18 protein-coding genes, 1 tRNA gene and 1 pseudogene are annotated in these 24,682 nt (G+C 44.2%); 2 read left to right on the top strand and 18 right to left on the bottom strand.

Annotated features, from left to right (window positions below; all coding sequences use genetic code 11):
* Positions 1 to 257: 257 nt before the first annotated feature.
* The 4 genes and pseudogenes from V6D44_RS10410 to V6D44_RS10395 form a co-directional block, all read right to left on the bottom strand.
* Positions 258 to 487: pseudogene (locus V6D44_RS10410) on the bottom strand (MFS transporter); the annotation flags it as partial.
* 410 nt (positions 488 to 897) lie between these two features.
* Positions 898 to 970, bottom strand: a tRNA-Ala gene (locus V6D44_RS10405).
* Positions 971 to 1,076: 106 nt separating this feature from the next.
* Positions 1,077 to 1,907 (bottom strand): undecaprenyl-diphosphate phosphatase, encoded by an 831-nt coding sequence (locus V6D44_RS10400; protein WP_087993358.1) that lies wholly within the window; start codon positions 1,905 to 1,907, stop codon positions 1,077 to 1,079.
* A 90-nt stretch (positions 1,908 to 1,997) separates the two neighbouring features.
* Positions 1,998 to 3,164, bottom strand: a complete 1,167-nt coding sequence (locus V6D44_RS10395; protein WP_087993359.1) for an AI-2E family transporter — start codon at positions 3,162 to 3,164, stop codon at positions 1,998 to 2,000.
* Positions 3,165 to 3,324: 160 nt separating this feature from the next.
* On the opposite strand from V6D44_RS10395, the gene V6D44_RS10390 reads away from it, so the two are divergent.
* Complete coding sequence (locus tag V6D44_RS10390; protein ID WP_087993360.1) at positions 3,325 to 4,311, top strand: Gfo/Idh/MocA family protein; 987 nt, start codon at positions 3,325 to 3,327, stop codon at positions 4,309 to 4,311.
* 40 nt (positions 4,312 to 4,351) lie between these two features.
* On the opposite strand, the gene rhaA is transcribed toward V6D44_RS10390, so the two are convergent.
* The 9 genes from rhaA to mcpB all read right to left on the bottom strand — a co-directional run bounded on the left by rhaA (position 4,352) and on the right by mcpB (position 18,854).
* Complete coding sequence (gene rhaA, locus V6D44_RS10385; protein ID WP_253268516.1) at positions 4,352 to 5,626, bottom strand: L-rhamnose isomerase; 1,275 nt, start codon at positions 5,624 to 5,626, stop codon at positions 4,352 to 4,354.
* A gap of 25 nt (positions 5,627 to 5,651) precedes the next feature.
* Positions 5,652 to 5,966: an L-rhamnose mutarotase gene (rhaM, locus tag V6D44_RS10380; RefSeq protein ID WP_087993362.1), complete on the bottom strand. Its 315-nt coding sequence runs from the start codon at positions 5,964 to 5,966 to the stop codon at positions 5,652 to 5,654.
* 14 nt (positions 5,967 to 5,980) lie between these two features.
* Entirely contained in the window at positions 5,981 to 7,441 is a 1,461-nt protein-coding gene (rhaB, locus tag V6D44_RS10375; protein ID WP_087993363.1) for a rhamnulokinase, read from the bottom strand.
* 4 nt (positions 7,442 to 7,445) lie between these two features.
* Positions 7,446 to 8,222: a rhamnose catabolism operon transcriptional regulator RhaR gene (rhaR, locus tag V6D44_RS10370; protein ID WP_333516472.1), complete on the bottom strand. Its 777-nt coding sequence runs from the start codon at positions 8,220 to 8,222 to the stop codon at positions 7,446 to 7,448.
* Positions 8,223 to 8,281: 59 nt separating this feature from the next.
* Positions 8,282 to 10,351 carry a bifunctional aldolase/short-chain dehydrogenase gene (locus tag V6D44_RS10365; RefSeq protein ID WP_333516471.1) on the bottom strand — a complete coding sequence of 690 codons (2,070 nt, stop codon included), beginning with the start codon at positions 10,349 to 10,351 and terminating at the stop codon, positions 8,282 to 8,284.
* Positions 10,352 to 10,491: 140 nt separating this feature from the next.
* Positions 10,492 to 12,477, bottom strand: coding sequence for a methyl-accepting chemotaxis protein TlpB (gene tlpB / locus V6D44_RS10360; RefSeq protein WP_333516470.1), 1,986 nt, complete (start codon positions 12,475 to 12,477; stop codon positions 10,492 to 10,494).
* Between the two features lie 112 nt (positions 12,478 to 12,589).
* The gene (mcpA, locus tag V6D44_RS10355) at positions 12,590 to 14,575 is read right to left on the bottom strand and encodes a methyl-accepting chemotaxis protein (protein WP_087993367.1); all 1,986 of its coding nucleotides are present in this window, start codon (positions 14,573 to 14,575) and stop codon (positions 12,590 to 12,592) included.
* A gap of 115 nt (positions 14,576 to 14,690) precedes the next feature.
* A complete protein-coding gene (gene tlpB, locus V6D44_RS10350) occupies positions 14,691 to 16,688 on the bottom strand; it encodes a methyl-accepting chemotaxis protein TlpB (protein WP_087993368.1) in 1,998 nt (665 codons plus the stop codon).
* Between the two features lie 177 nt (positions 16,689 to 16,865).
* The gene (gene mcpB / locus V6D44_RS10345; RefSeq protein WP_333516469.1) at positions 16,866 to 18,854 is read right to left on the bottom strand and encodes a methyl-accepting chemotaxis protein McpB; all 1,989 of its coding nucleotides are present in this window, start codon (positions 18,852 to 18,854) and stop codon (positions 16,866 to 16,868) included.
* 156 nt (positions 18,855 to 19,010) lie between these two features.
* Here mcpB and V6D44_RS10340 point away from each other — a divergent pair, with 156 nt between their 5' ends.
* A complete protein-coding gene (locus V6D44_RS10340; RefSeq protein ID WP_202328155.1) occupies positions 19,011 to 19,748 on the top strand; it encodes a protein-glutamine gamma-glutamyltransferase in 738 nt (245 codons plus the stop codon).
* Between the two features lie 13 nt (positions 19,749 to 19,761).
* On the opposite strand, the gene V6D44_RS10335 is transcribed toward V6D44_RS10340, so the two are convergent.
* The 5 genes from V6D44_RS10335 to V6D44_RS10315 form a co-directional block, all read right to left on the bottom strand.
* A complete protein-coding gene (locus tag V6D44_RS10335; protein WP_087993408.1) occupies positions 19,762 to 20,016 on the bottom strand; it encodes a hypothetical protein in 255 nt (84 codons plus the stop codon).
* 24 nt (positions 20,017 to 20,040) lie between these two features.
* On the bottom strand, positions 20,041 to 21,072 hold the full coding sequence (locus V6D44_RS10330) for a nitronate monooxygenase (protein ID WP_087993371.1): 1,032 nt from the start codon (positions 21,070 to 21,072) through the stop codon (positions 20,041 to 20,043).
* Positions 21,073 to 21,085: 13 nt separating this feature from the next.
* On the bottom strand, positions 21,086 to 21,484 hold the full coding sequence (locus V6D44_RS10325) for a secondary thiamine-phosphate synthase enzyme YjbQ (protein WP_087993372.1): 399 nt from the start codon (positions 21,482 to 21,484) through the stop codon (positions 21,086 to 21,088).
* Between the two features lie 116 nt (positions 21,485 to 21,600).
* Positions 21,601 to 23,265 (bottom strand): glycoside hydrolase family 13 protein, encoded by a 1,665-nt coding sequence (locus tag V6D44_RS10320; RefSeq protein ID WP_253268519.1) that lies wholly within the window; start codon positions 23,263 to 23,265, stop codon positions 21,601 to 21,603.
* A 109-nt stretch (positions 23,266 to 23,374) separates the two neighbouring features.
* Positions 23,375 to 24,667: a hemolysin family protein gene (locus tag V6D44_RS10315; RefSeq protein ID WP_253268520.1), complete on the bottom strand. Its 1,293-nt coding sequence runs from the start codon at positions 24,665 to 24,667 to the stop codon at positions 23,375 to 23,377.
* Between the last annotated feature and the right edge of the window lie 15 nt (positions 24,668 to 24,682).

Raw genomic sequence — 24,682 nt, 5'->3', positions numbered from 1 at the left:
ACGAATGTAAAAGAATCTACCTTTTAGAATTTTACTTTGACTTCTAATATTTTTCAATTCTTTAGGCAGAAAGTTGGGAAAAGATTGCAAACAAAAAACCTTTTCACTAGAAATGGTTCAGATTGTTGACAAAATCCTTGAAGTCTAGGAAGGACGACATTGGAGCCGACTTCCGCAGAATACGGTGACAGCGGCGTTTGAGCAGGACACTCAGGACAAAAGAAATCATGATAAGGAAGCATCATAGAATCTTGCAGAGCTAGATAGATCGGACAGGCGCCGAATTTTTTTCTCAGCAGCGGACCTGCCGACAAAAATAATGCAAAGGCCATATTGCCGATTACTATTGGATTCACTGATCTGAAGTCCCTCCGATCGTCTTCTGAACAAGGCCTTGAACTGGCGACAATGCCGTGTTAGACATTAATCCCAGCCCGACAGCTAAAACAGCGAGCAAAGAAATCATCCAACAGTGTTTTGTCTTCATGTTGTCATTCCTTCCTATAAATGCATACGAAACACATCATTTTTAAAAACAAAAGAAGCTAATAGATTTTGCATGCCATTAGCTTTCATTCTAATACTCTCTCTATCATGGGAAATGATATTAATTTAAATATGTGAAAAAGTGATCATATATTCCTAACCGATTAGGTTTTGTCAATTACAGAAATTTCAAGTATAAAAACGAAAGCCTGAACAGCTTTTGCCCGATATCGTAATTTTGAGCCAAAGCGGGCTAAAACTCCACTTATGAGTCCCTGCTTACTCCCTCAGGCGACCATTTTAAAGTTCACCGGAAAATCCTGTCGTGACATGTTCAACAAAAGTTCAGCGAACGAACCTTTTCCTCAAAAACAAACAAAAAAACCCTTATAGAATAAGGGTTTAAAGGTATGGAGCCAAGGGGGCTCGAACCCCTGACCTCTACACTGCCAGTGTAGCGCTCTCCCAGCTGAGCTATGGCCCCGTATGTAACGTCATATTTATTATAGATGATTTTTTTTTGAAAAACAAGCTGTTCCCTCTTGAAATGTCAGAAAAAATAAGGCTCCGGAAGAGCCTTATTTTTGGGTTTACATCATGATTAAAAGTAAAATCACACCGAGGATGATTCGGTAGATTGCAAAGGGGACGAGTTTGATTTTGTTAATCAGTTTTAAGAAGAAACGGACGACAAACAGCGCGACAACAAAGGCGCAGATAAAGCCGACGATGAAAAACGGCAACAGATCCGAGCTTAAACTGTCCCAGTGCTTCACAAGGCTTAAAAAGCTTGCTCCCATCATGATCGGCATCGCCATAATAAACGTAAAGTCGGCTGCCGCGCGATGGTTCAATCCAAGAATAACGCCTCCGGAAATGGTTGAACCGGAACGCGAGAAACCCGGCCACAGGGCAAGACATTGAAATAAGCCGACTCCTATCGCCTGCTTATAGGAAATGCGGTCGAGGGTGTCTGTTGCAACTTTCCGTTTATTCACCCAATCAGCAAAAAGCATCAGGACTGCCCCGGCGATTAAACCCACGGCTACAGTTTGAACAGAAAATAAATATTCATCAATGTAATCCTCAAACAAAAAGCCGAGAACAGCTGCAGGCACAAGTCCGACTGCAATTTGTGCAATGCTTAATTTATGTCCCTGCTTCTGGTCGCTGGTAATATTCTTTTTCAGGCCGAGCAAATTCAAAATCCGGTCTTTAAACACGATGGCCACTGCTAAAATAGAACCAAGCTGAATCACCACTTTGAATGAGTTGGCAGCTTCTTCTGACATCAGATTGCTTGATTTAAGCCAGATATCGTCTACTATGATCATATGTCCTGTCGAAGAAACCGGCGCGTACTCTGTTAATCCTTCTACGATCCCTAAGATGGCAGCTACAAACAATTCCCATAGAGTCATGATTTGATTCTCCCCATTAGACATTTATTTTTTACATAACGGAAGCTTTCCATAAATGGAAAGCCCGTCTTATATAACTATAAACGAAAATCACACTTTATGCCCTGACGTATTTTCATTTTTTTCTTCGTCGTATAAATGTGACCGCATTTTAAACCAGTCAAATAAATGTGTCGTAATGACTTTAGCAACTGCATAGCCCGGAATGGCAAGAATGATTCCAACAACACCAAACAGCTTACCGGCTGTTAACAGCAGAAAAATAATCGTAATGGGGTGGATGTGAAGGTTTTTCCCCATAATTTGTGGAGAGATCAGCTTCCCTTCGATCAGCTGAACAATTGTCCATACGATCACCAGCTTAAGCAGCATGAGCGGTGATGTCACTATGGCGATGATAATCGCTGGCGTAATGGCAATCGTCGGCCCTAAATACGGAACGATGCTAGTACAAGCCGCAATGATGGCAAGCAATGAAGCATAATCCAGCCCGATAATCAAATAACCGATAAACAGCAAAAACCCGATACAGAAGCTGACAATGATCTGGCCTCTGATATAAGAGCTTAACCGATGATTCATTTCGCTTAAGACTGTGTATGTCTGTTCTTTTAATCGTGTCGGCACAAACTTCAGTATATAGACCGGCAACTTCTTTCCATCTTTTAATAAATAGAAAAGAATAAACGGAACCGTGACAATCGAAATAATAACCTCAGTCAGAGCACCGATAAAATTCCCAACACCGGTGAAAGTACTGTTCACAATCGTAGCCGCCTGATCTGAAATCTTTGTTGCAAGATCAGATATATTGATGTTCATCGTTTGCTGGGCCTGATTGACGAAGTTGCTGCCGATCAGCTGTTTCGTCTGACTTTCAACGATATCCACATATCTCGGGATATTGTCAATCAAACTCATAATTTGTTCTTTTAAAAAGGGGATGATGGACACGATCGTGATCGTGATCAGTCCGATAATCAGTAGATATAACAGGAAAATCGTATAGATTCTTCTTACTCTTCTTCTCTCAAGGAAATCAACGATTGGGTTTAACAGATAAAAAACAATCCCTGTTAAAATAATCGGCAGTGAAATTGTTTTGAGAAGAACTATAATCGGGGTGAAAATAAATGATGTTTTTGTAAAAACGAGAATATTTAAACCAATCAGCAGCAGCACAAGCAAAAATAAAACAAACTTATTGTCCAAGAAGAATTGTTTAAATCTGCCGCTCCATGTTTGCAACATCTCCACTATCGTTCCTCCGTCATACATAGTTTAATTAAATTGTACACTATCGTCCCTATAATGAAAAATAAAAACCGTTAATCGCTGGCATGTGGTTTGTTCTATCATGTGCTTTTCTCCTTTTTGAGCTATAATTTAGCTATATCATGCAAAAGGAGCGATAAGAATGATACGTTTTGCCATAGTAGGAACAAACTGGATTACAGACCGCTTTCTTGAGTCAGCAGCGGAAATAAAAGATGTTCAGCTGACAGCTGTTTATTCGAGATCAGTTGAACGCGCTGCCGAGTTTGCCGCTAAACACGGCGCTGAGCACATCTTCTCAAACCTACAGGAAATGGCGGCAAGCGATTGCTTTGATGCTGTATACATAGCCAGTCCCAATGCTCTTCACAAGGAGCAGGCCGTTCTCTTTATGAACCATGGCAAGCATGTGCTTTGCGAGAAGCCGTTTGCTTCAAATACGAAAGAAACGGAACAGATGATTACAGCAGCTCAGGAAAACGGCGTTGTCCTCATGGAAGCGCTGAAGACCACTTTCCTGCCAAACTTCAAAGAGCTGAAGAAACACTTACATAAAATCGGAACCGTCCGCAGATTTACCGCAAGCTACTGCCAGTACTCCTCACGGTATGACGCGTTTAGAAACGGAACCGTCTTGAACGCATTTAAGCCTGAGCTTTCCAACGGGTCATTAATGGATATCGGCGTTTATTGTATTTATCCTGCTGTCGTGCTATTTGGCGAACCGCAGGACGTGAAGGCGAACGGATATGCTTTATCTTCCGGAGTAGATGGAGAGGGGACCGTCATTCTGTCTTACGACGGGTTCGAAGCCGTTCTGATGCATTCTAAAATCTCTACTTCCTATGCTCCGGCGGAAATTCAGGGTGAAGACGGGACGATTGTAATCGATACAATTCAGCAGCCTGAACGAGTGGAAATCCGCTATCGAGACGGCCGTCTGGAAAACATTTCGATTCATGATCCTAAACCGGCGATGTTCTACGAAATAGAAGAATTTGTCACGCTCATAAAAGAGAACAAGCCGGAATCTGAAGACAATACATTTGAACGGTCTTTGATCACCGCCAAAATCATGGAAGAAGCAAGAAAGCAGATGGGGATTGTATACCCTGCTGATCAAGCGTAAAAAAATCCGCCCGCGTGCCAATGCCGCGGCGGATTTTTTATTAGACAATCGGAGAAGACGCCTTCCTTTTTAAAAGCACCTGTTGTTCATAATTTTTTATGTCATGGAGCCATTCCTCTTTTACCGGCACGCCCATTTGCTCACAGTAGGAATCCCAGACGGCCCCGAAAGGATATGTTTTAAATTCCTCCATCAGCGCCAGCCTTTCTGTAAATCGGCCCTCTTCCTGTAATTGTTTTAAATAGTCGTTCGGGAGAAGCAATGCATACAATAAAGCTTTGATCATATTTCTCGTTCCGATGGTCCAGGCGGCAACACGGTTAATGCTGGCATCGAAAAAGTCCAGACCGATAGCTACCTTCTCGAGAGCCTGATTGCGTACAATTTCAAGCGCGATTTCTCTCAATTCATCATCTAAAATCACAACATGGTCGCTATCCCAGCGAACGGGCCGGGACACGTGCAAGGCGAGTTTGTCTGTATAAAGCAGCATGGACGAAATCTTGTTTGACACCGTTTCAGTCGGGTGATAATGGCCTGTATCCAGCAAACAAAGCTTTTGATTCGTCAAAGCGTAAGCCAAATAAAATTCATGAGAGCCGACAACATATGATTCGGAACCAAGTCCGAACAGCTTGCTTTCGACTGAATCAAGATTGTGTTGTTCACTGATCTCCACTGCGAAGATCCGATCCAGTGATTCTTTTAATCTTATACGCGGTGTCAGCCTGTCACTCGGGATATCCTTATAGCCGTCGGGAATCCAAATATTCGTCAAGCAAGGTGTTCCTAGTTCTTTCCCGAAGTATTCCCCAATACGGCGGCACGCGATGCAATGCCTGATCCAAAATTCCCTGACGTTCGGGTCGGGGTGTGAAAGGGTGAGTCCGTCAGCCGCTTTCTCATGCGAAAACAAGGTCGGATTAAAATCTAAACCGAGACCGAGATCTTTCGCCCATTTCACCCAGTTTTCAAAATGATGCGGCTTCAATTCATCCCGTTCTGCCGCTTCCCCGTTTGTTTCTGCGTATATCGCATGCAGGTTCACGCGGTGCTTTCCCGGAATGAGAGAAAGAGCCTTCTCCAAATCTCTTCTTAATTCTTCAGGGGTTTGCGCTTTTCCGGGATAATTGCCGGTCACGTCAATTCCGCCTGAAAGCTCGCCTTTATTTACTTCAAAGCCTTCAATATCGTCACCCTGCCAGCAGTGGATTGAAATGGGCACTTGCTTTAATTGCCGAAGCGCCTCTTCAACATCAATTCCCCATTTTTCATATGCCTGTTTTGCATTGTTATAATTGGCTTTTATGGTCATGCGGCTCTCTCCCTTTTTCGTTTTTTTAATCCAAATAAAAAACTTCCTTAAGATCTATCGAAACAGGACTGAAATCTGGATTTGTTTTCATGAATGGCGCCATCGATTTCCACCATCTCCGGCAAACTTCTGTATCCGCCATCTTTCTCCACTTTTCTTCATCTTCTATTTCTAAATAAGCAAATAACCGGCCTGTTTCCTCGTCTAAAAAAATGGAATAATGGTGCGCTCCGTGAGCTTTGAGTGCTTCTTCCATTTCTGGCCAAATGTCATCATGCCGCTGTTTGTATTCCTCGTACTTGTCTTGGCGGACAAACATGATACTGGCTTTTCTTTTCAAACCTGATCACCTCTTCACCTTTTAGATAGCGCTTTCAAAACAGTTTGCTGAAATGACTGAATGATCGTGCTTCTGTCAATGTCTTTAGGTGTAAACACTTTGATCGGTAAGGAATCTCTGACAGCTTGCCGAGCTGCTGTTATGTCTTTGACTTCTTTGGCAGCAATCATTTGCATCAGCAGATTTCCGATGGCGGTTGCCTCTATGGGCCCTGCGTATACCGCTTTTCCGCTCATGTTTGCCGTTAATTGATTTAAGAAATCATTCCGGGCTCCGCCGCCGATGATATGGAGCTTCTGAATCGGTTTTTCCGTGATCGTTTCCAGCTCTTTGATGGCTATCGCATAGATGATGGCTAAATTGGTGTAGATGCAGCAGGCAAGTTCACCTGCAGTACGGGGGATCTTTTGGCGGGTTTCTCTGCAATAATGTTGGATTTCCTCTATCATGCTGTCTGGATTCAGGAAACGTTCATCATTTAAGTTGATAAATTGCTGGAATGGTTCTGTTTTTAGGCCTTCCTCTGCAAGCTGCTGAAAAGAGTAATTCGTTTGTAATTGCTGTTTTACTTCTTGTATCACCCACATGCCGATAATGTTTTTAAGAAAGCGAATGGTGCTGTTTGCGCCGCGTTCATTTGTATAGTTGTTTTTCAAAGCCTGTTGAGTTAATATCGGCGTTTTGTTTTCAACCCCGATTAACGACCATGTTCCGCTGCTGATATACGCCCAGCTATCGCTTACGCCTGGCGCCGCGATGACGGCCGAGGCAGTGTCATGCGTTGCGACTGTTATCACCTTGCAAGCCGGCAGGTCATAATCCGGGAACCAATCATTTCTCAGCATCCCGAGCTCACACCCCGGTTCAGTCAGCGGCGCAAATTGATGTTCGTGAACAGACACGGCTTTGAGCAATTCAAGGTCAAGCTTTCCGGTTGAAACATTGAGAAGCTGTGTTGTCGACGCATTTGTGATTTCTGTCACCGCTTTTCCGGTTAGACAATAGCCTAAATAATCGGGAACCAGCATCATTTTGTCTGTCGTTTTCAGCAGCTCGCGGTCTTCTTCATACAATTGATAAATCGTGTTAAAAGGCTGAAATTGTATTCCTGTTTTTCGATAGATTGTGTCTTTTGACAGGGTTTGTTCCAGTTTGCCTATCGTGTGATCTGTTCTTCTATCCCGGTAGGACATCACTTCTCGCAAACGGTTTCCTTTTTCGTCCAGTAAGGCATAATCAACCGCCCATGTGTCAATTCCGACGGTGCATCGTTCATACCCTAGCTCTTTGACCTTTTGAAGCCCTTGCAGGATTTGTTTTAGCAAACGGTCAATATCCCAATAGCAATGTCCGTCTCTTTGAATGAATCTGTTAGCGAATCTGTGAATCTCTTGTACTTCAAGCTTTCCTTCCTTCAGCTCACCTACCATGACCCTCCCGCTTGACGCGCCTATATCAATGGCAGTATAAATCATTCTTTCACCCTCTCTTCGGAAGGGGAACAGCTGTTACTTTCACCTCTTTGTCTTCAAGCGCTTTTACCGATACCGGATCAAGTCCAGAATCAGTAATAAGGCGGCTGATATCCTGCAGCGAGGCAATATGTGAAAACTCACGGTTCCCCCATTTGCTTGAATCGGCCATCAAAATGGTCTGATCAGACCTTTCGATCATCCGTTTTTTGAGCAGCGCCTGCCACTCGTTTGAGTCACTCATCCCGTTGTTGATATCAAAGCCTTTACAGGACAGAAAGGTTTTATTGACATGATAGGTCTCAAGCGAACGCTCAGCCAACGGTCCGGCAAACGATAATGATTTTTCCAGCAAAATCCCTCCTGTTGAAATGACTGAGATGTGTTCTTTATTGCTGAGTTCAATAGCTGCCTTCATTGAGTTTGTAATGACGGTGAGCTCAATATCCGGGAGTATTTTCGCCATGTACCAGGCGGTAGTGCTTGCATCAAGAATGATTCGGTCTCCGCTGTTTACATATTTGACCGCTTCGTGAGCAATGGCTTTTTTTTCTATGACATTTGTGATTTCCCGTTCAGAAAAATGAACTTCTGATTTCTGCTGTTCAATACTGACCGCTCCTCCGTGGCTCCGGCTCAGTTTATGTTCTCTCTCAAGCTTCTCAAGATCGCGCCGAATGGTTTCTTCTGTGACAGAAAATATGTCACTTAATTCGGATACGCGGATACTTGAACGCATATTCACTATTTCCACTATTTTTTGCTGCCGTTCTGCTACTAGCATTGGTAACGCCCTTCCTCATATCGTAATCCGTCTTATTGTTTTTCTATCATAGCATACTTCTAACGCGTGAACGCAGCAGGGACGCCGCCGTCTACCGTGATCATGCAGCCCGTGGTTTTTCCGGCTTTAGAAGAAGCGAAGAATGCGATGGCTTCAGCAATGTCCTGCGGGTAAATATTGACGAGCAGAGCTGTGCGTTTCCGATAATGTTCCTCAAGCTGCTCTGGTTCAATCCCATACGCCGCGGCCCGTTCCTCCCGCCAGCTTGACCCCCAGATTGCCGATCCTTGAAGAACCGCATCAGGCAAAACGGAGTTGACCCGAATGCCATATTCTCCGCCTTCTGCTGCGATACACCTTGCCAAATGGGTTTCAAGCGCTTTTACCGAGCTATAGGCAGCGGCGTTTTTGCCCGCATAAACAGAATTTTTTGATCCGACAAACACCATGCTTCCGTCTCTGTTTTGCTGTTTCATTTGTTTAAACGCTTCACGTGCCACAAGGAAGTAGCCTGTTCCTAATACATTCATATTAAGATTCCATTCTTTTAAACTTGTTTCGTCAAATGGGCTTGATGTGGCCAGCCCGGCATTATTCACGACGATATCAATTCCGCCGTAAGCAAGAGCCGCTTGTTCAAAGGCTGACTTTACTTCCTCTTCCTTTGTCACGTCCATTTTGACAGCCATTGCCCGCCCTTCTCCGTATGCATCGTTTATTTCCCCGGCAATTTTCTGCGCGCCTTCTATATTAAGATCCGCTGCGATCACGTGCCCTCCTTCAGCTGCAAAGCGGCGGCATGCTGCACTTCCGATTCCGCCGGCTCCTCCTGTGACGAACGCTACTTTACGGGAAAATTCTGCTTCCGGCGGAGCCAGCGTGAGCTTATATAATTCGAGCGGCCAATATTCGACATGATAGGATTCATTTTCATTCAAAGAAACAAAGTGCCCCAGAGCTGTTGACCCTTTCATAACAGCGATAGCCCTTCGGTATAAAGCGCCGCTCACTTTAGACATGGCATCACTTTTCCCCGTACTCACCATTCCGATGCCAGGAATCAATATCACCCGCGGGGCTGATTCGAAGATTTGATCTCCATCCTGCTGATGGCGTGTAAAGTAAGCCTGATAATCTGATGAAAAACGCTCGACTCCTGACTTGATCAGATCCGCCAGCTTATGCACATCTTGAGTTTCCGGATTCCACTCAATGTACAGCGGAACCCGCTTTGTATGAACAAGGTGATCCGGGCATGCCGCACCAATTTGCGAGAGCGATGGCGCTTGAACACTGTTTACAAATTCTAAGACATCGTCATGATCATCATAGGAAAGGATCATTTTCTTCTCTTCACTTACAACGCCTCTGATTACAGGCATGATGCCTGCCAAGATTTGTTTTCTTTGATCTTCCGGCAGCGGCTGATATCTTTTGCCTCCGAATATCTCATGTTGATTGACACGGCCATTAATGTACTGCTTGGCTTCTTGGATGATAGATATCGTTTTTTCATAACATTGTTCAGACGTCTCTCCCCAAGTGACTAAGCCGTGTTTCTCCATTAACACAAGCTCAGCGTCGGGATTGCTCGCTACGCCTTCAGCGATCATTTTAGATAAAGTAAATCCGGGGCGTACGTATGGCACCCATACAAACCGGTTTCCGTATATGTCTTCAGCGATTTGTTTTCCATTATCAGCGCAGCATATGCTGATAATCGCATCGGGATGGGTATGGTCAATATGAGTGTATGGCAGAAAAGCGTGTAACAGCGTTTCAATTGAAGGGCGGGGATGTTTGCTGTCTATCATACAATGAGACAAGTAGTCTACCATTTCTTCATCTGACATTTGATCCCTTTCAATCAGCGGGCGGATGTCATCTAATTTCAAACCGGTAAAGTTATGCGCTTTCATTGTGGCCAAATCCGAGCCGCTTCCTTTCACCCACATCACTTCTGTTTCACGGCCTCTGAAATCCTTTTCCGTTGTTTTCATAGACGTATTTCCGCCGCCCCAGTTGCAGACAGTGCGATCGGATCCGATCAGATTGGACCTGTACACCAATTCTTCTACACCTTTCGGCAGCTGTGCAGCATACTCTGAATCCCATACATGTTTCACCATATTTGATATTCCTCCGTTCCCTTTTATTTGTATCCGGTTTCATTATATATGATCTTTGTTTATTTTTGAATTATATTTGTTTATTTTGTTTTTTAATAAAAAGAGAAAGCAGCTGATGCCGCTTTCTCTTTCCATTATTATCATTCAATTTTAAATTTCTTCGTGATGTCCTGAAGTTCTTCCGCCATGTTTGCCAACGTCTCAGCTGATGAGCTGATTTCTTCCATGGACGCAAGCTGTTCTTCCGCCGAAGCTGCGATGTCTTGAATGCCTGCTGAGCTTTCTTTCGCCACTCCGGAAATGTCTTCAACCGCACTTGACACTTCCTGTGATCCTGCTGACAGCTGTTCAACCGTCGCGTTCAGGTTTTGCAATTCGCCGGAAATTTGGGTTGTCATCTCGTAAATTTGTTTAAAGCTTTCCGCTGTTTGATCAGTAATCTGCAAGCCTTCCTTCACTTCATGATTCACAGATTGGAACATCGACAGCGAAGTGCTGATTTCTCTGACAATCTCTTGAATTAACCCTTCAATTTCCTTGGCGGAGCCTGCTGATTGTACGGCAAGTTTTCTGACCTCTTCCGCAACTACTGAGAAGCCTCTTCCGTATTCACCTGCTCTTGCTGCTTCAATCGCAGCATTTAATGCCAGCAAATTGGTTTGATCAGCAATGCCGTTAATCACATTCAAGATGCTTGTGATGTCTTGCGATTTTGTTTCAAGACCCTTCACAACCGCTTCCGCTTTTTGAACGGATTGGTCGATTGTTTTCATTTGTCCGACTGTATGCTCGACCAGTTTCTCTCCGCTGCCCGCCGCCTCAGAGGACTGTATCGATGACTTCGTAATGGTTGAAGAGGCCTGAGCCACTTTTGAAATCCCGTGGTTCATTTGGGAAAGATGGTCTGAGCTTGTCTCCAGTTTCTCGCTTTGCGCCTCGTTGCCATCTGAGAACTGTTCAATGGCGAGTGTAATATGTTCAGTTGCCTTGCTCGTCTGGGCCGCGCTTGCCGTCAGCTCTTCAGAAGATGATGCCACGTTTTCTACAGACGTTTGAATGACACCAATGACAGAACGCAATGAGGCAGACATTTCGTTAAAGCTTTTGCCAAGCTGCCCAAACTCGTTTTTCGAGTGAATGTCAATGGATTCTGTCAGATCTCCGCTGCTGATTTTCGCAGATGTTGAGACCAGTATTCTTAACGGCTTGGTGATGGCACGGATAATAAAGAGAATAAGTATGCCGCCGATCACAATTGATACGCATAGAATAATAACGGCTGTGTTCAGTACCGGACTTGAAGCATCTTGCAATTCACTGACAAAATAGGTGCCCGCAATTTTCCAGCCTGTCAGCTTATTGGTCGTAAACGCCATTTTCTTTTCTTTGCCTTCAAAAGTATATTGAAATGACCCTTTTTCTTTGGAATACACTTCGTTTGTCCAATCGCCGGATCCATTGGTTCCAGGCTTAATCGTTGGGTGGGCGATATATTTTTTGTTTCCTGTTGTGATAAACGCGAAGCCTTCTTTACCGATTTTGATTCTCTGTGAAGCGGATAGCACTTCATCCAGATTTAAATCAAGCGCTATGACCCCTGAACCATCTTTTGTTTGCTTTGAGATGGTAATAACGGTATCCCCTGTCGCTTTGTCAGTATACGGCTCAGAGAAAACAGCCTGTCCTTTTTTTGCAACGGCTTGTTTGTACCAGTCACGCTCTGTCGGATCAAAGCCCTTTGGCACGCCGCCTTCAGGATATTTGTAAAGCTTTTTATTTTCTGAAGCCGCATAGATGGCACCTACATCGGTATTCAATGTTGTATACTGCTTAAATTTCTCATTCAGTGAGGCTTTATTTTTGTCTTGCAATAAATTTTTATCGATCGTCTCACTGTAATAATCAAGTGCTGTTACCTTATGATTCAATTTGTTTTGCAGCGTGCTGTTGAGTTCTTCAACGTTCCCTATTGCACTATTCGCCAGTTCACTGTCTAGTGCGTTCCATGCTGATTGATAACTGAAATATGCTAATACCCCAACCGGCAAAATAAGCACTGCCAGAAACGCAGCGATAAGCGGTTTGCTGATTGATGGCTGTTTGATCCACTGTGTAAATTTTCCCATTCTTGTTGACTCCTCCTTTAAGCTAAAACTAATATCGTCAAACCAGGATAAAAGGTTTAATAAAAAAACTAAAAAAAACACCCAAGCACAGAGACTTGGGTGTTTTGGCTTATTATTCAATTTTGAATCGACTGGTCATATCGCGAAGCTCTTCCGCCATAGACGAAAGGGTTTCTGCTGACGAGCTGATTTCTTCCATCGAAGCAAGCTGCTCTTCGGCTGACGCCGCGATATCTTGGATATGAGCTGAGCTTTCTTTTGAAATCGATGCAATGTGCTCGGACGCTCCCGAGACTTCCTCGGAGCTGGCAGAAAGCTGCTGCACCGTCGCACTCATGTTTTGCAGTTCGCCGGCGATTTGGTTCGTCATTTCAGAAATGCGAGTAAAGCTCATTTCTGTTTTATCTGTAATATCCAGACCTGTCTGCACCTCTTGATTGACAGACTGGAACATGCCGAGAGATGTATTGATTTCCTTCACAATTTCGATGATTAATCCTTCAATCTCTTTTGCTGAATCTGCTGATTGAACTGCCAGTTTTCTCACTTCTTCCGCTACAACGGAGAAGCCGCGGCCGTATTCCCCTGCGCGCGCTGCTTCAATCGCTGCGTTTAATGCCAGCAGGTTCGTCTGGTCAGCGATGCCGTTAATCACACGCAAAATATTGGTGATATCTTTCGATTTCGTTTCCAATCCGCGTACGACTTGTTCGGCTTCTTTAACGGACTTATCAATGACGTTCATTTGGCCGACAGTTTGATGAACAAGCTTGCCGCCTTCGCTTGCGATTTCTGTCGATTGAACAGATGAATCTGTGATGACTTCAGAAGCTTGGGCCATATTTATCAAACCGTCATTCATTTGATAAATGTGCTCTGCTGCCGTTTCAATGTTTTCGTTTTGTTTTTCATTGCCGTTAGAAAATTGTTCAATTGCCAATGTAATATGCTCTGTTGCTTTGCTCGTTTGTCCGGCTGATGCAGTCAGCTCCTCAGAGGAAGCGGCAACGTTATCTACTGAATCTTGGATGGCGTGTATGAGAGAACGCAGTGACGACGCCATATTATTAAAGCTTTTGCCGAGTTCGCCCAATTCATCTTTTGAACGGATATCAATGGTTTCCGTCAAATCTCCCTCGCTGATCCGCTTAGAGGAGCCCACAAGCTGTTTCAGCGGCGTTGTAATCGACCGAATGACAAATGTCATGACGATAATCCCTATGATAATAGCTGCAGCCAAGACAATTAAAGCAAGGTGAAGGACCGGCTGGGCTGCCTCATGAATTTCATCCAAATACATGGTGCCCCCGATTTTCCATCCCGTTAACTTATTCGTATCAAAGGCCATTTTTTTCTTATCGCCGTCCATGGTGTATTGAAAATCGCCTTTATCGGCATTCAGCATCTTCTCAAGATAGTCGCCTTTCAATTCAGTTCCCGCGGTTTTATTGGGATGGGCGACAACTGTTTTGTCCTTTGACATAATAAATGCGTAGCCATGTTTGCCGATGTTGACTTTTTCGGTTGTTTTCAGCAGATTTTCAATCGTCATGTTGATTGCGATAACGCCTGAACCATCTTTTGTCTGCTGGGCGATTGTCACAACCATTGTGTTCGTAGAGGCTGTTTTATAAGGATCCGTCACAACAACTTTTCCTTTATTCGCAACCGCTTTTTTGTACCAGTCACGTTCAACCGGATTATAATCGCTCGGCATCTGCAGATCCGGATAACGGGTAAAGTGACCGTCTTTATCACTCGTATAAATAGATTCTATATCTTTATTGATTTTGATATACTGTGAGAATTTCTCTTTAATGTTTGCATTGCTTTTTGCATCGTATTTTTGTTTTGTCAGCCATTCGCTGAAGTAAGCGGCGCTGTCTTCTTTTTCTCCGATACTGGTATTGATAATTTCGTTTAACTGCTGTACATTTTCTAATGCGCTCCCCATCATCTGTCTGTCGAGTGAGCTGCTTGCCGTTTGATACGCAATCGCCGCCAATATGACAACCGGTATAATGAGGATCGACAGAAAGGAAACGAGAAGCTTCCGTGTAATTGATCTTTGTTTTATGAGTTGGAGTATTTTTTTCATCATTCATTTCTCCTTTTTTATGCTACCCTTCATATCGGCAGGAATGGGTAAATATATACAGTAAAAAAGAAGAAATTTAACAAAAGTAACTAATCACCCATCATCATATAGTTATTTAGACCTGTTTTTCATCCACCTTAAATCGTTTTGTCAGGTCACGAAGTTCTTCAGACATTCTTTCAAGCGTCTGTGCTGATGAACTGATCTCCTCCATGGATGCCAGCTGTTCCTCGGCTGAAGCGGCGATATCCTGAATGCCGTCTGAGCTTTCTTTAGAAATTGCTGTGATATCATTTGAAGCAGCGGAAATTTCTTGAGCTCCCGCTGACAGCTCCTCAACCGTCGCATTCATGTTTTGCAGAGTTGAAGCAATTTCTTTGGTCATGTGCGAAATATCTTTGAAGCTTTGTTGTGTTTCATCCGTGATGACAAGCCCTGTTTCAACTTCTTTATTTACAGACTGGAGTACGTCCAATGATGTATGAATTTCTTTCACAATATCGATGATCAGTGTTTCAATTTCTTTTGCCGAGTCAGCTGACTGTACCGCTAGTTTCCTCACTTCTTCAGCGACGACCGAGAAGCCTCGTCCGTATTCCCCGGCTCTTGCGGCTTCAATGGCGGCATTTAAAGCCAAAAGGTTGGTTTGATCCGCAATGCCGTTAATGACACGTAAAATATTCGTGATATCCTTCGATTTGATTTCTAGCCCTTTCACCACTAGTTCCGCTTCTTTCACAGAGTGATCAATCGTATTCATTTGGCCGGCCGTTTTCCGGACGAGTGTCTCACCCTTGTTTGATAGTTCTGTCGAGTCTGCGGATGTTTCTGTAATTACCACGGCAGCCTGCGCCAGTTCAGCTAATCCATCGTTCATTTCATTAATTTGTTTGGTTGTCGTCTCAATTTTACCGCTTTGGCTCTCACTGCCGTTTGAAAATTGCTCAATGGCCATGGTAATATTCTCAGTTGCCTTGCTTGTCTGGTCGGCGGATGCAGTCAGTTCCTCTGATGATGAAGCAACATGATCTACCGAGTCTTTGATTCCTTGAATGAGAGAGCGGAGCGATTGTGCCATATGATTGAAGCTCTGGCTCAGAACGCCAAGTTCATCTTTTGATTTGATTTCTATTGTTTCGGTTAGATCGCCTTTACTTATTTTTTCAGCTGATGCGACAATGTGTCTCAAAGGCTTTGTGATGGACCGAATCACAAAGTAAATCGCCGTCATTCCGGCTGCGATGGCAATCGCCAGTACGATTGAAGCCATGATCAGAACTCTGCTTGCAGCATCGTGGATCTCGTCCGCATACATCGTGCCGCTGATTTTCCAGCCTGTTGTTTCGCTTGTGGCAAACACCATTTTCTTCTCTTTGCCATTGTACGTATACTCAAAGTCGCCGCTTTTATTCGTGTAGAGTTTATCAACCCAGTCCCCTTTTAACTCTGTTCCCGCTTTTTCTCCGGAGTAGGCGATGACTTTTTTGTTTTGGCTTAAGATAAAAGCATAACCTTCTTTTCCGATATTGATTTCTTTCGCTGTTGTGACCAGGTCATCAATTTTCATATCAATGGCGACAACGCCTGATCCATCCTCCGTCTGGCGGGCGATGGTGACGACCATTTTTCCTGAGGAAATCGATTCATAAGGTTCAGTGACGATTGTTTTGCCTTTATTGGCTATCGCTTCTTTGTACCAGTCTCGTTCCAAAGCACGAAAGTCACTCGGCATGTCTGCGTATGGATAACGTGTGAAATCCCCGTCTTTGCTGCTGGAAAACACCGCAGCGACATTGTCATTCATTTGGATAAATTGTTTAAATTCCTTTTTTAGCTCTGTTTTCTTTTTATCTTTAAATTTATCTGCTGTCGCCCAATCGCTGAAAAACGCGAGGCTTTTTTCAGTCGTGCTGATTTTATCATCAATGATATGATCTAATATTTGAACGTTTTCCTTTGCGCTTTGCGTCATCTGGATATCAAGAGAGGCAACTGCTGATTGATAAGCGCTTACCGAAAGGGCGGTAATAGGAACAATTAAGATCAGCAGGAAAGAAATAATAAGTCTCCTGGCAATTGATGACCTGCGAATCGTAGTGAGTGTTTTTTTCATTTCTTTTCGAACCCTCTTTCAATAATTTACAAATTATATCGGATAAAATTCCTTTATATTACATTGAAAATGAAGGAAAAAGTGAAAAATAGTTCTAAATTCACTGTGTTCACTAGTACTTTTTTATTATTTACCGCACGAAAAAACAGCGCCTGAATAAGCGCTGTTTTTCTTCTTTTATTCGATTTTGAATTGCTTTGTCAGATCACGAAGCTCTTCTGCCATCTGCGCTAGAGTGGTCGCTGATGAACTGATTTCTTCCATAGAAGCAAGCTGCTCCTCAGCTGAGGCGGCAATGTCTTGGATGCTTGCCGAGCTTTCTTTCGACACATCGGCAATGTCGCTGACGGCAGTTGAAACATGCTTTGAACGGTCCGACAGCTGTTCGACGGTGGAATTCATCGTCTGCAATTTACCCGCGATTTCGTTTGTCATGCTGAAAATGCTCTGAAAGCTTTCTTTTGTATTGTCTGTGACAACAAGTCCGGACTGCACTTCCTGATTGACCTCTTTAAACATGTGAAGGGAGGTTTCGATTTCTGCTACGATTTCTTGGATCAGCTTTTCGATTTCTTTTGCTGAATCGGCTGATTGAACAGCCAGTTTGCGCACTTCCTCCGCTACGACAGAGAAGCCGCGTCCTGATTCCCCGGCACGCGCCGCTTCAATGGCTGCGTTTAATGCCAGCAAGTTTGTTTGGTCAGCGATGCCGTTGATGACTCTCAAAATACTTGTGATGTCTTTTGATTTTCCTTCTAAGCCTTTGACCACAGCTTCAGCCTGCTGAACCGATTGATTAATCGAGTTCATTTGCCCGACTGTCTGCTGGACAAACTTTTCACCTGTTCCGGCGATTTCCGTTGATTGGATAGACGCCTTTGTAATGTCTGATGATGTTTCTGAGACATGCTGAAGGTCTCCATTCATTAAGTTCAGCTGATGAGAGCTGGATTCAACCTTTTCGCTTTGCTCCTCGTTTCCGTTTGAGAACTGCTCAATCGCCATTGTGATATTCTCGGTGGCTTTGCTCGTCTGTCCGGCAGATGCGGTAAGCTGTTCGGACGATGCGGCCACATTGTTCACCGAGTCTTGAATCGCGCTGATCAGTGAGCGAAGAGATTGTCCCATTTCATTGAAACTTTCCCCAAGCTCTCCAAGCTCATCCTTCGAACGGATGTCGATCGTTTCTGTCAGATCCCCGCTGCTGATCGTTTTCGATGATTGGACGAGACGTTTTAACGGTTTTGTAATCGATCGAACGATAAACAGAATTAAAAACCCGCCTATCACAATGGAAGCAATCAGCACGATCATGCCTGTGATCAGCACAGATTTAGAGGCATCCTTGATTTCATCCATATACATTGTGCCGGCTATTTTCCATCCAGTCAGTTCATTTGTTGTATATGACATCTTTTTATCTTCGTTATTCAGAGTGTACTTGAAATCACCGCTGTTATCGGCGTACATTTTGGCAACCCAATCGCCTGAGAGCTTTTCCCCCGCCTTATGGTTCTGATGAGCGACGTAGGTTTTGTTTTTCGTCGCAATGAACACATAGCCTTCTTCGCCGACCTTGATTTGTTTCATCTGTTCTAACAATTTGTCAATGGTGATATCCATGGCGACAACGCCGGATCCATCCTTCAACTCCTGGGCAATGGTAATAACCATGCTTCCGTCACTCGCTGCCACGTAAGGATCTGTCACAACAATTTCACCGCCGGCCTTCATCGCATCTTGGTACCAAGGGCGTTGTCTCGGATCGTATCCTTCCGGCAATTTTTCATTGGGCGCTTGGATGTAGGTGCCGTTTTCCGCGCCTCCATAAATTCTGGCTACCCCTTCATTGATAGAGATATATTGTGAAAACTTCGCTTTGAGCTCTTCTTGATTAGTCTTTCCTTTAAATGCGGAGCTTTTAAGAGATTCACTAAAAAAAGTGACTCCTTTCGCTTTTGCTCCCAGGTCATTTGTAACAGTGGTATTAAATGTATCGACACTGTTTTTCGCATTTCCCATAATTTCCTGATCAAGCTTGCCGCTGGCGCTTCGGTAAGAACTGAATTCCAATATTAGAATAGGGATAATAAGAATCGCAATAAATGACACGATTAATTTTCTTGAGATAGACGGTTTTTTCAGCCAATTGATAAAAGTCTTCATGTCCAGTTTCTCCTTCGGGTTTGATACAGTATATATCGGCTGCTTAAAAAAGTTTTAAAATAAAAATGGAAGAAGTTCTTTTTCAGCTGTCTTCTGTTTTTCGCTTTCATTGCCCAAGCCCTTTGCATATCTTATAAAAAACAAGGGGGGCTAAAGATGATTATTGTATCCGGACAATTGCTCCGTCCCCAAGATATTGAAAACTGGCAGATTGATGAGCATTTGAATCCGCTGTTAAAAGAGATGATTGAGACGCCTGTCCAGTTTGATTATCATTCAATTGCCGAACTGATGTTTGAGCTGAACCTGCGGATGAATATCGTTGCAGCGGCAAAAACGCTGCACAAAAGCGGAGCGAAGTTCGCCACTTTTTTAAAAACATACGGAAATACAGCGTATTGGAGGGTTTCACCGGAAGGCGCCTTGGAGCTGAAATACAGAATGCCGCCTTCAAAAGCGATTCGGGACATTGCTGAAAACGGCCCGTTTTACGCGTTTGAATGCGCAACCGCAATTGTTGTTATTTATTATTTGGCTTTGATCGATACAATCGGAGAGGAAAAATTTGATGCCAGCTTTGACAGAATTATTTTATACGACTGGCATTATGAGAAATTGCCCATATACACAGAAACAGGCCATCACTATTTCCTTGGAGATTGTCTGTATTTTAAAAACCCTGAATTTGATCCGCAAAAAGCGCAATGGAGAGGCGAAAATGTGATTTTACTGGAAGAAGATAAATTTTTTGCCCATGGCCTTGGAATCTTAAGCGGACAGCAAATTATCGACAAGCTGAATTCTTTTCGAAAAAAAGGAGCCGTACAGTCAGCTTATCTTCTGTCTCAGGCGACGAGACTGGATGTTCCGTCTCTTTACCGCATCGTACGCTAAAAAGCCCCATCGCCTATTTCCAGGACGATGGGGTTTCAAACGCTTTTCGTTTTCGATAAAAAGGGGCTGTGCCTAAATACTGGTTCGCAGCCCACTCCATTTTTTCAAGGTCGTTTCTTGTCACGATTGGATCTAGACTGCTCCATTTGATAAAGCGGACAAAATAGTAGCCTTTGATAGGGGCCATTGTAACTTTTGAGTGAGGCCAGTCTTCAAATACAAACTCAATTTTCCCTCTTTTTTTATAAGAATATTGAAGAATGTTCATCATCTGTCACCTCTATTTATCAAGTTACGTTCGACAAAGCTCGGCTAACAGTGACTTCACATCAGCGGTCCCGTTAAGCATGCCGACAGATTGCCCGGCCCACAGAGACATGTACCCGGAATCTTTTTCTCTGGCTGCTTGTTTTCTCATCGGCTTTGTTAACGTGTTTTGCAATGGATAAGGAAGCGCGTTTGCCTCCTCAGCTTGCTGCTCTTTCATCCATTGATTGACTATACCCCTTGCAGGCTTACCTGAAAACAATGAGGTCAAGCGCGTGTCTGTTCCCCGCGCTCTTTTTAACTCGCCTTTGTACGTTTCTGATGCTTCGCATTGCTCACACATGAGAAATGGCGTCCCAACCTGTACGCCTTGGGCTCCGAGACAATGAGCGGCTTGAACGCCGCGCCGGTCGGCAATTCCGCCTGCCGCGATAACCGGAACGGAAACGGCATCTGCCGCCTGGGGAATCAGCGACATGAGGCCTAGTGCGGCTTCCCTGCTGACCGGCAGAAAGGAACCGCGATGGCCGCCCGCTTCGCTTCCTTGCAGTACGATGATGTCCATTCCGCGTTCTTCAAGCATGATGGCTTCCTGCGGGACAGTAGCCGTACCAATGAGACAGCAGCCATTTTTCTTTAACGCTTGAATGGTTTCATCCGGCGGAATGCCGAACGTAAATGAACAGGCTCTTACATTGTGTTTGAGAATGATGCTTATTTTTTTATGGAAATCCTCCCATTCTTCTTCCTCTGAAGAAAATGGAGGGGCCTGTTCGGCAAACGGGATTCTGTTTTTCCAAGTTTGAATATTGCCCTCATCCGGTTCTTTTCTGCTTTCCGGAACAAACACATTCACCTGAAATGCTCCGTCAGTCAGCTGCTGCATGTCAACGATTTGCTTTTCGAGCATGTCGGAACTGAGATATCCGGACGCCAAGCTGCCAAGCGCACCTTCATTTGACACAGCAGCTGCCAGGACAGGCGTGACAAGCCCGCCTGCCATCGGCGCCTGAATTACAGGTTTTGTCAGCGATAATAATTTCATCCATTCGGTCATGAAAACCCTCCTGTTACCCCATGATTTTGATATAGCATGTTCGATGGCGAGGGCCGTCGAATTCGCAGAAATAGATGCCCTGCCACGTTCCAAGAATCAGCCGGCCGTTTTCAATAATGACATGCTGTGAGGCTCCGACCGTACTCGATTTCATGTGCGCAGCTGTATTGCCCTCCATATGGCGGTCCAGCTCGTGCTCCCACGGATACACCTCATCAAACCTTCTGAGCATATCTTTTTTGACGTCTGGATCGGCATTTTCATTAATTGTAATGCCCGCTGTCGTATGCGGACAATAAATCAGCGCCGCGCCGCTCGTCACCCCTGTTTCTTGAAGAAATGCTTCCGCCTCGCGTGTGATCTCAATCATTTCATCTCGTTTGGTCGTTTTGATTTGCAATGTTTTCAGCATTTGTTTCTCCTTTCATTTATCCGCTCTATTTGCTAATTCGTTCTGTGTTCTTTTTTTCCTGTTAAGCCGCTCACATAAACGTGATAAAAACAAAAAACTCCAGTCTCTCGCTGGAGTTAGCGCCATACATATATCCTTGCTTCATATGGCTTTAACAGTACTGAAGTCATGTGCTGATGCGGCTCTGTTTCAACATTTGACAATACAAGTGCGTCTGATGACAACGGCAGCCCGGCGTGCTTGAAAAAGGCCGGCGTTCCTGTCAGGTTGGCCGTAATCAGGGCAGTATCGCTCTCGTTTTTTCGCAGATACGCAAAGATTTGCTGATCTTCCGGTAAAATGAGCTCGTATATTCCGTTGATAAAAACATCGTATGTTTGGCGCAGCTTGACCAAGCTTTTGTAAAAGTGGTATACGGATGTTGGGTCGTTTTTTTGCGCCTCGGCATTCAGCCATTTGTAATTTTCATTGATTCCGATCCACGGTTTGGCATCAGAGAATCCGGCGTATGGATCAGCATTCCATTGCATCGGCGTTCGTGAATTGTCCCGTCCCTTTTTCCAGACCATCTTCATCACGTCCTCGTGTGAAGCGCCTTTCGCCCTTTCTATTTCATACAGGCGCTTCATTGCGACATCATCATAGTCAGCAATAGACGGAAACGCCACGTTCGTCATGCCGAGTTCCTGTCCCTGATAAATAAACGGTGTGCCCTTCATGAGAAAATAAACAGCAGCAAGCGCTTTTGCACTTTCTTTCAGATACACGCCGTCGTCTCCCCACACAGAAACTGAACGGGGCTGATCGTGATTCTCCATAAACAAAGCATTCCAGCCGATCCCTTCAAGACTGTCCTGCCAGTCTGTTAAAATTCGTTTGAAGGAAACGATATCAATGCTCTCATTGACCTCTACATCCCACAGCCCGAGATGCTCAAATTGAAAAATCATGCTGAAGATGCCGTTTTTTTCTCCAGCCCAATCATCCGCTTCCTTTGCAGAGACACCATTTGCCTCACCGACTGTCATAATCGGATAGCGGGAAAATGTGTTTTCTTTCAGCTCTGTTAACAAATCCATTATGCCGTCAACATTCATGTGATAGGGGAAAGAGGGAACGACATCCAATCCTTTTGGATTCGGCATATCGGGAAGCCCTTCTTTTTTCTTAATATGAGTAATGGCATCGACCCGAAATCCATCAATACCTTTGTCAAGCCACCAATTCACCATGTCATAAACGGCATTTCTCACCTTTTCATTCTCCCAGTTCAAATCAGGCTGTTTTTGATCAAAAAGATGAAGATAATACTGGCTTGTCTTTTGATCATACTCCCAAGCCGGCCCACCGAAAATACTTTCCCAATTATTTGGCGCTTTTCCGCTTTTGCCGTCCTTCCAAATATACCAGTCGCGTTTTTCCGAGTGTATGGATGAACGGGATTCAATGAACCACGGGTGTTCGTCACTTGTATGGTTCACGACAAGATCCATTATCATCTTCATGCCCAGCTTATGAATGTCATGGAGCAGCTCGTCGAAATCAGCCATGGTGCCGAAATCGCTTAATATGTTTTTATAATCCCTGATATCATAGCCGTTATCCGCATTGGGCGAATCATACAAAGGGCAAATCCAGATGACATCGGCGCCCAGCTCTTTTATGTAGGAAAGCTTTGATCTGATACCTTGAATATCCCCGATTCCGTCGCCATTTGAATCTTTAAAACTGCGGGGATAAATTTGGTACACAACCGCTTCCTTCCACCAAGCCTTTTTCATACAGCCACTCCCTTCCTCAGTGTCCCGGTCTATATATCTTATGTAGACAAAAGGTTTTACAGCATTGCTTTTTCAGAAAAAAAACAGCCGTTCAATCTTCGGCTGCTTTTTATAAAAAGTCAGTTTTTTTAATTTCTACAAAACGGATGTGATGATCTTCTGCATCGCGAATTTTAAATTCGCAGCCCTCCGCGTGTATCACATCCCCTGCTTTCAGCTCCATTTTTTGCGTCAGAAGCCAGCCTGCGATCGTATCAATTTCTTCATTTTCAATGGCAATGTCGAGCAGATCGTTCACTTCGTCTATTAGCGCTTTTCCATCCATCACATAATGGTGCTCGCCTTTTTTCAAAATGTGCGGCGTTTCATCCTGATCATATTCATCGCGGATGTCCCCGACGATTTCCTCGATAATATCCTCGACAGTGACAAGCCCCGCCGTTCCTCCGTATTCGTCTACGAGAATCGCCATGTGAATCCGCTCCTTCTGCATGCGGATCAAAAGCTGCTGAACAGGGATGCTTTCGATAACCCTGATCACGGGCCTCATGATCTGCTTTAACTTTATCGGCTTGCCGAGAAAATAGGCTTTAAACATATCTTTGCTGTTGATGATTCCTAAAATATGATCCTTGTCTTCTTTGATGACAGGGTAGCGTGTATACCGTTCATTAATAATGTGATGAATCGCTTCTTCAAGCGACTGCTCCAGCGAGATGACCGCAATTTCTGTCCGCGGGATCATGATCTCTCTCGCTACCCGGTTGTCAAATTCAAAAATCTTATTCACATAGCGGAATTCAGACTGATTGATTTCTCCTTTTTCATAGCTTTCTGAAAGGATCAGCCGCAGTTCCTCCTCGCTGATGACAACCTCATGCTCCTTCACAGAATGAAAGCCAAATAATTTCACAAAAAAACTTGCGGAGCCGTTCAATGCTTTAATAAACGGAAACATGATTTTATAAAACCAAATCAAGGGCTTTGCAACCCATAAGCTGACAGCTTCAGCCTTTTGAATGGAAACCGTTTTCGGGGCAAGCTCCCCCAGCACCACATGCAAAAAAGTGACGATGATAAATGCAATGATAAATGTGACAATGTGGTTCATCGGTTCCGGGATGCCTGTCATCTCAAATAAAGGATGAAGAATGCGTTCAAATGTCGGTTCACCTAGCCATCCAAGGCCGAGAGCTGTAATGGTAATCCCGAGCTGGCAGGCTGATAAATACTCGTCCAGATTGGAGATGATTTTGTGTGCGGCAAGCGCCCGGCTATCGCCACTGTCAATAAGCTGATTGATTTTTGACCCTCTGATTTTGACGATTGCAAATTCTGCTGCGACGAAAAAAGCCGTAATGCCAACCAATACAAAAATAGCGACCAATTGTAAAATAAGCAAAAAAAGCCCTTACCA

This window comes from Bacillus sp. 0209A, from assembly GCF_036765095.1.
In the GTDB taxonomy this organism is placed as follows: Bacteria; Bacillota; Bacilli; order Bacillales; family Bacillaceae; genus Bacillus; species Bacillus subtilis_G.
This window is presented reverse-complemented; position numbering and strand designations above follow the sequence as displayed.

Excerpts from the sequence above, each read along its gene's own strand:
- V6D44_RS10400 (WP_087993358.1), bottom strand. The coding sequence starts at position 1,907 with ATGACTCTATGGGAATTGTTTGTAGCTGCCATCTTAGGGATCGTAGAA.
- V6D44_RS10390 (WP_087993360.1), top strand. The coding sequence starts at position 3,325 with ATGATACGTTTTGCCATAGTAGGAACAAACTGGATTACAGACCGCTTT.
- rhaA (WP_253268516.1), bottom strand. The coding sequence starts at position 5,626 with ATGACCATAAAAGCCAATTATAACAATGCAAAACAGGCATATGAAAAA.
- rhaB (WP_087993363.1), bottom strand. The coding sequence starts at position 7,441 with ATGATTTATACTGCCATTGATATAGGCGCGTCAAGCGGGAGGGTCATG.
- rhaR (WP_333516472.1), bottom strand. The coding sequence starts at position 8,222 with ATGCTAGTAGCAGAACGGCAGCAAAAAATAGTGGAAATAGTGAATATG.
- V6D44_RS10365 (WP_333516471.1), bottom strand. The coding sequence starts at position 10,351 with ATGGTGAAACATGTATGGGATTCAGAGTATGCTGCACAGCTGCCGAAA.
- tlpB (WP_333516470.1), bottom strand. The coding sequence starts at position 12,477 with ATGGGAAAATTTACACAGTGGATCAAACAGCCATCAATCAGCAAACCG.
- mcpA (WP_087993367.1), bottom strand. The coding sequence starts at position 14,575 with ATGAAAAAAATACTCCAACTCATAAAACAAAGATCAATTACACGGAAG.
- tlpB (WP_087993368.1), bottom strand. The coding sequence starts at position 16,688 with ATGAAAAAAACACTCACTACGATTCGCAGGTCATCAATTGCCAGGAGA.
- mcpB (WP_333516469.1), bottom strand. The coding sequence starts at position 18,854 with ATGAAGACTTTTATCAATTGGCTGAAAAAACCGTCTATCTCAAGAAAA.
- V6D44_RS10340 (WP_202328155.1), top strand. The coding sequence starts at position 19,011 with ATGATTATTGTATCCGGACAATTGCTCCGTCCCCAAGATATTGAAAAC.
- V6D44_RS10335 (WP_087993408.1), bottom strand. The coding sequence starts at position 20,016 with ATGAACATTCTTCAATATTCTTATAAAAAAAGAGGGAAAATTGAGTTT.
- V6D44_RS10330 (WP_087993371.1), bottom strand. The coding sequence starts at position 21,072 with ATGACCGAATGGATGAAATTATTATCGCTGACAAAACCTGTAATTCAG.
- V6D44_RS10325 (WP_087993372.1), bottom strand. The coding sequence starts at position 21,484 with ATGCTGAAAACATTGCAAATCAAAACGACCAAACGAGATGAAATGATT.
- V6D44_RS10320 (WP_253268519.1), bottom strand. The coding sequence starts at position 23,265 with ATGAAAAAGGCTTGGTGGAAGGAAGCGGTTGTGTACCAAATTTATCCC.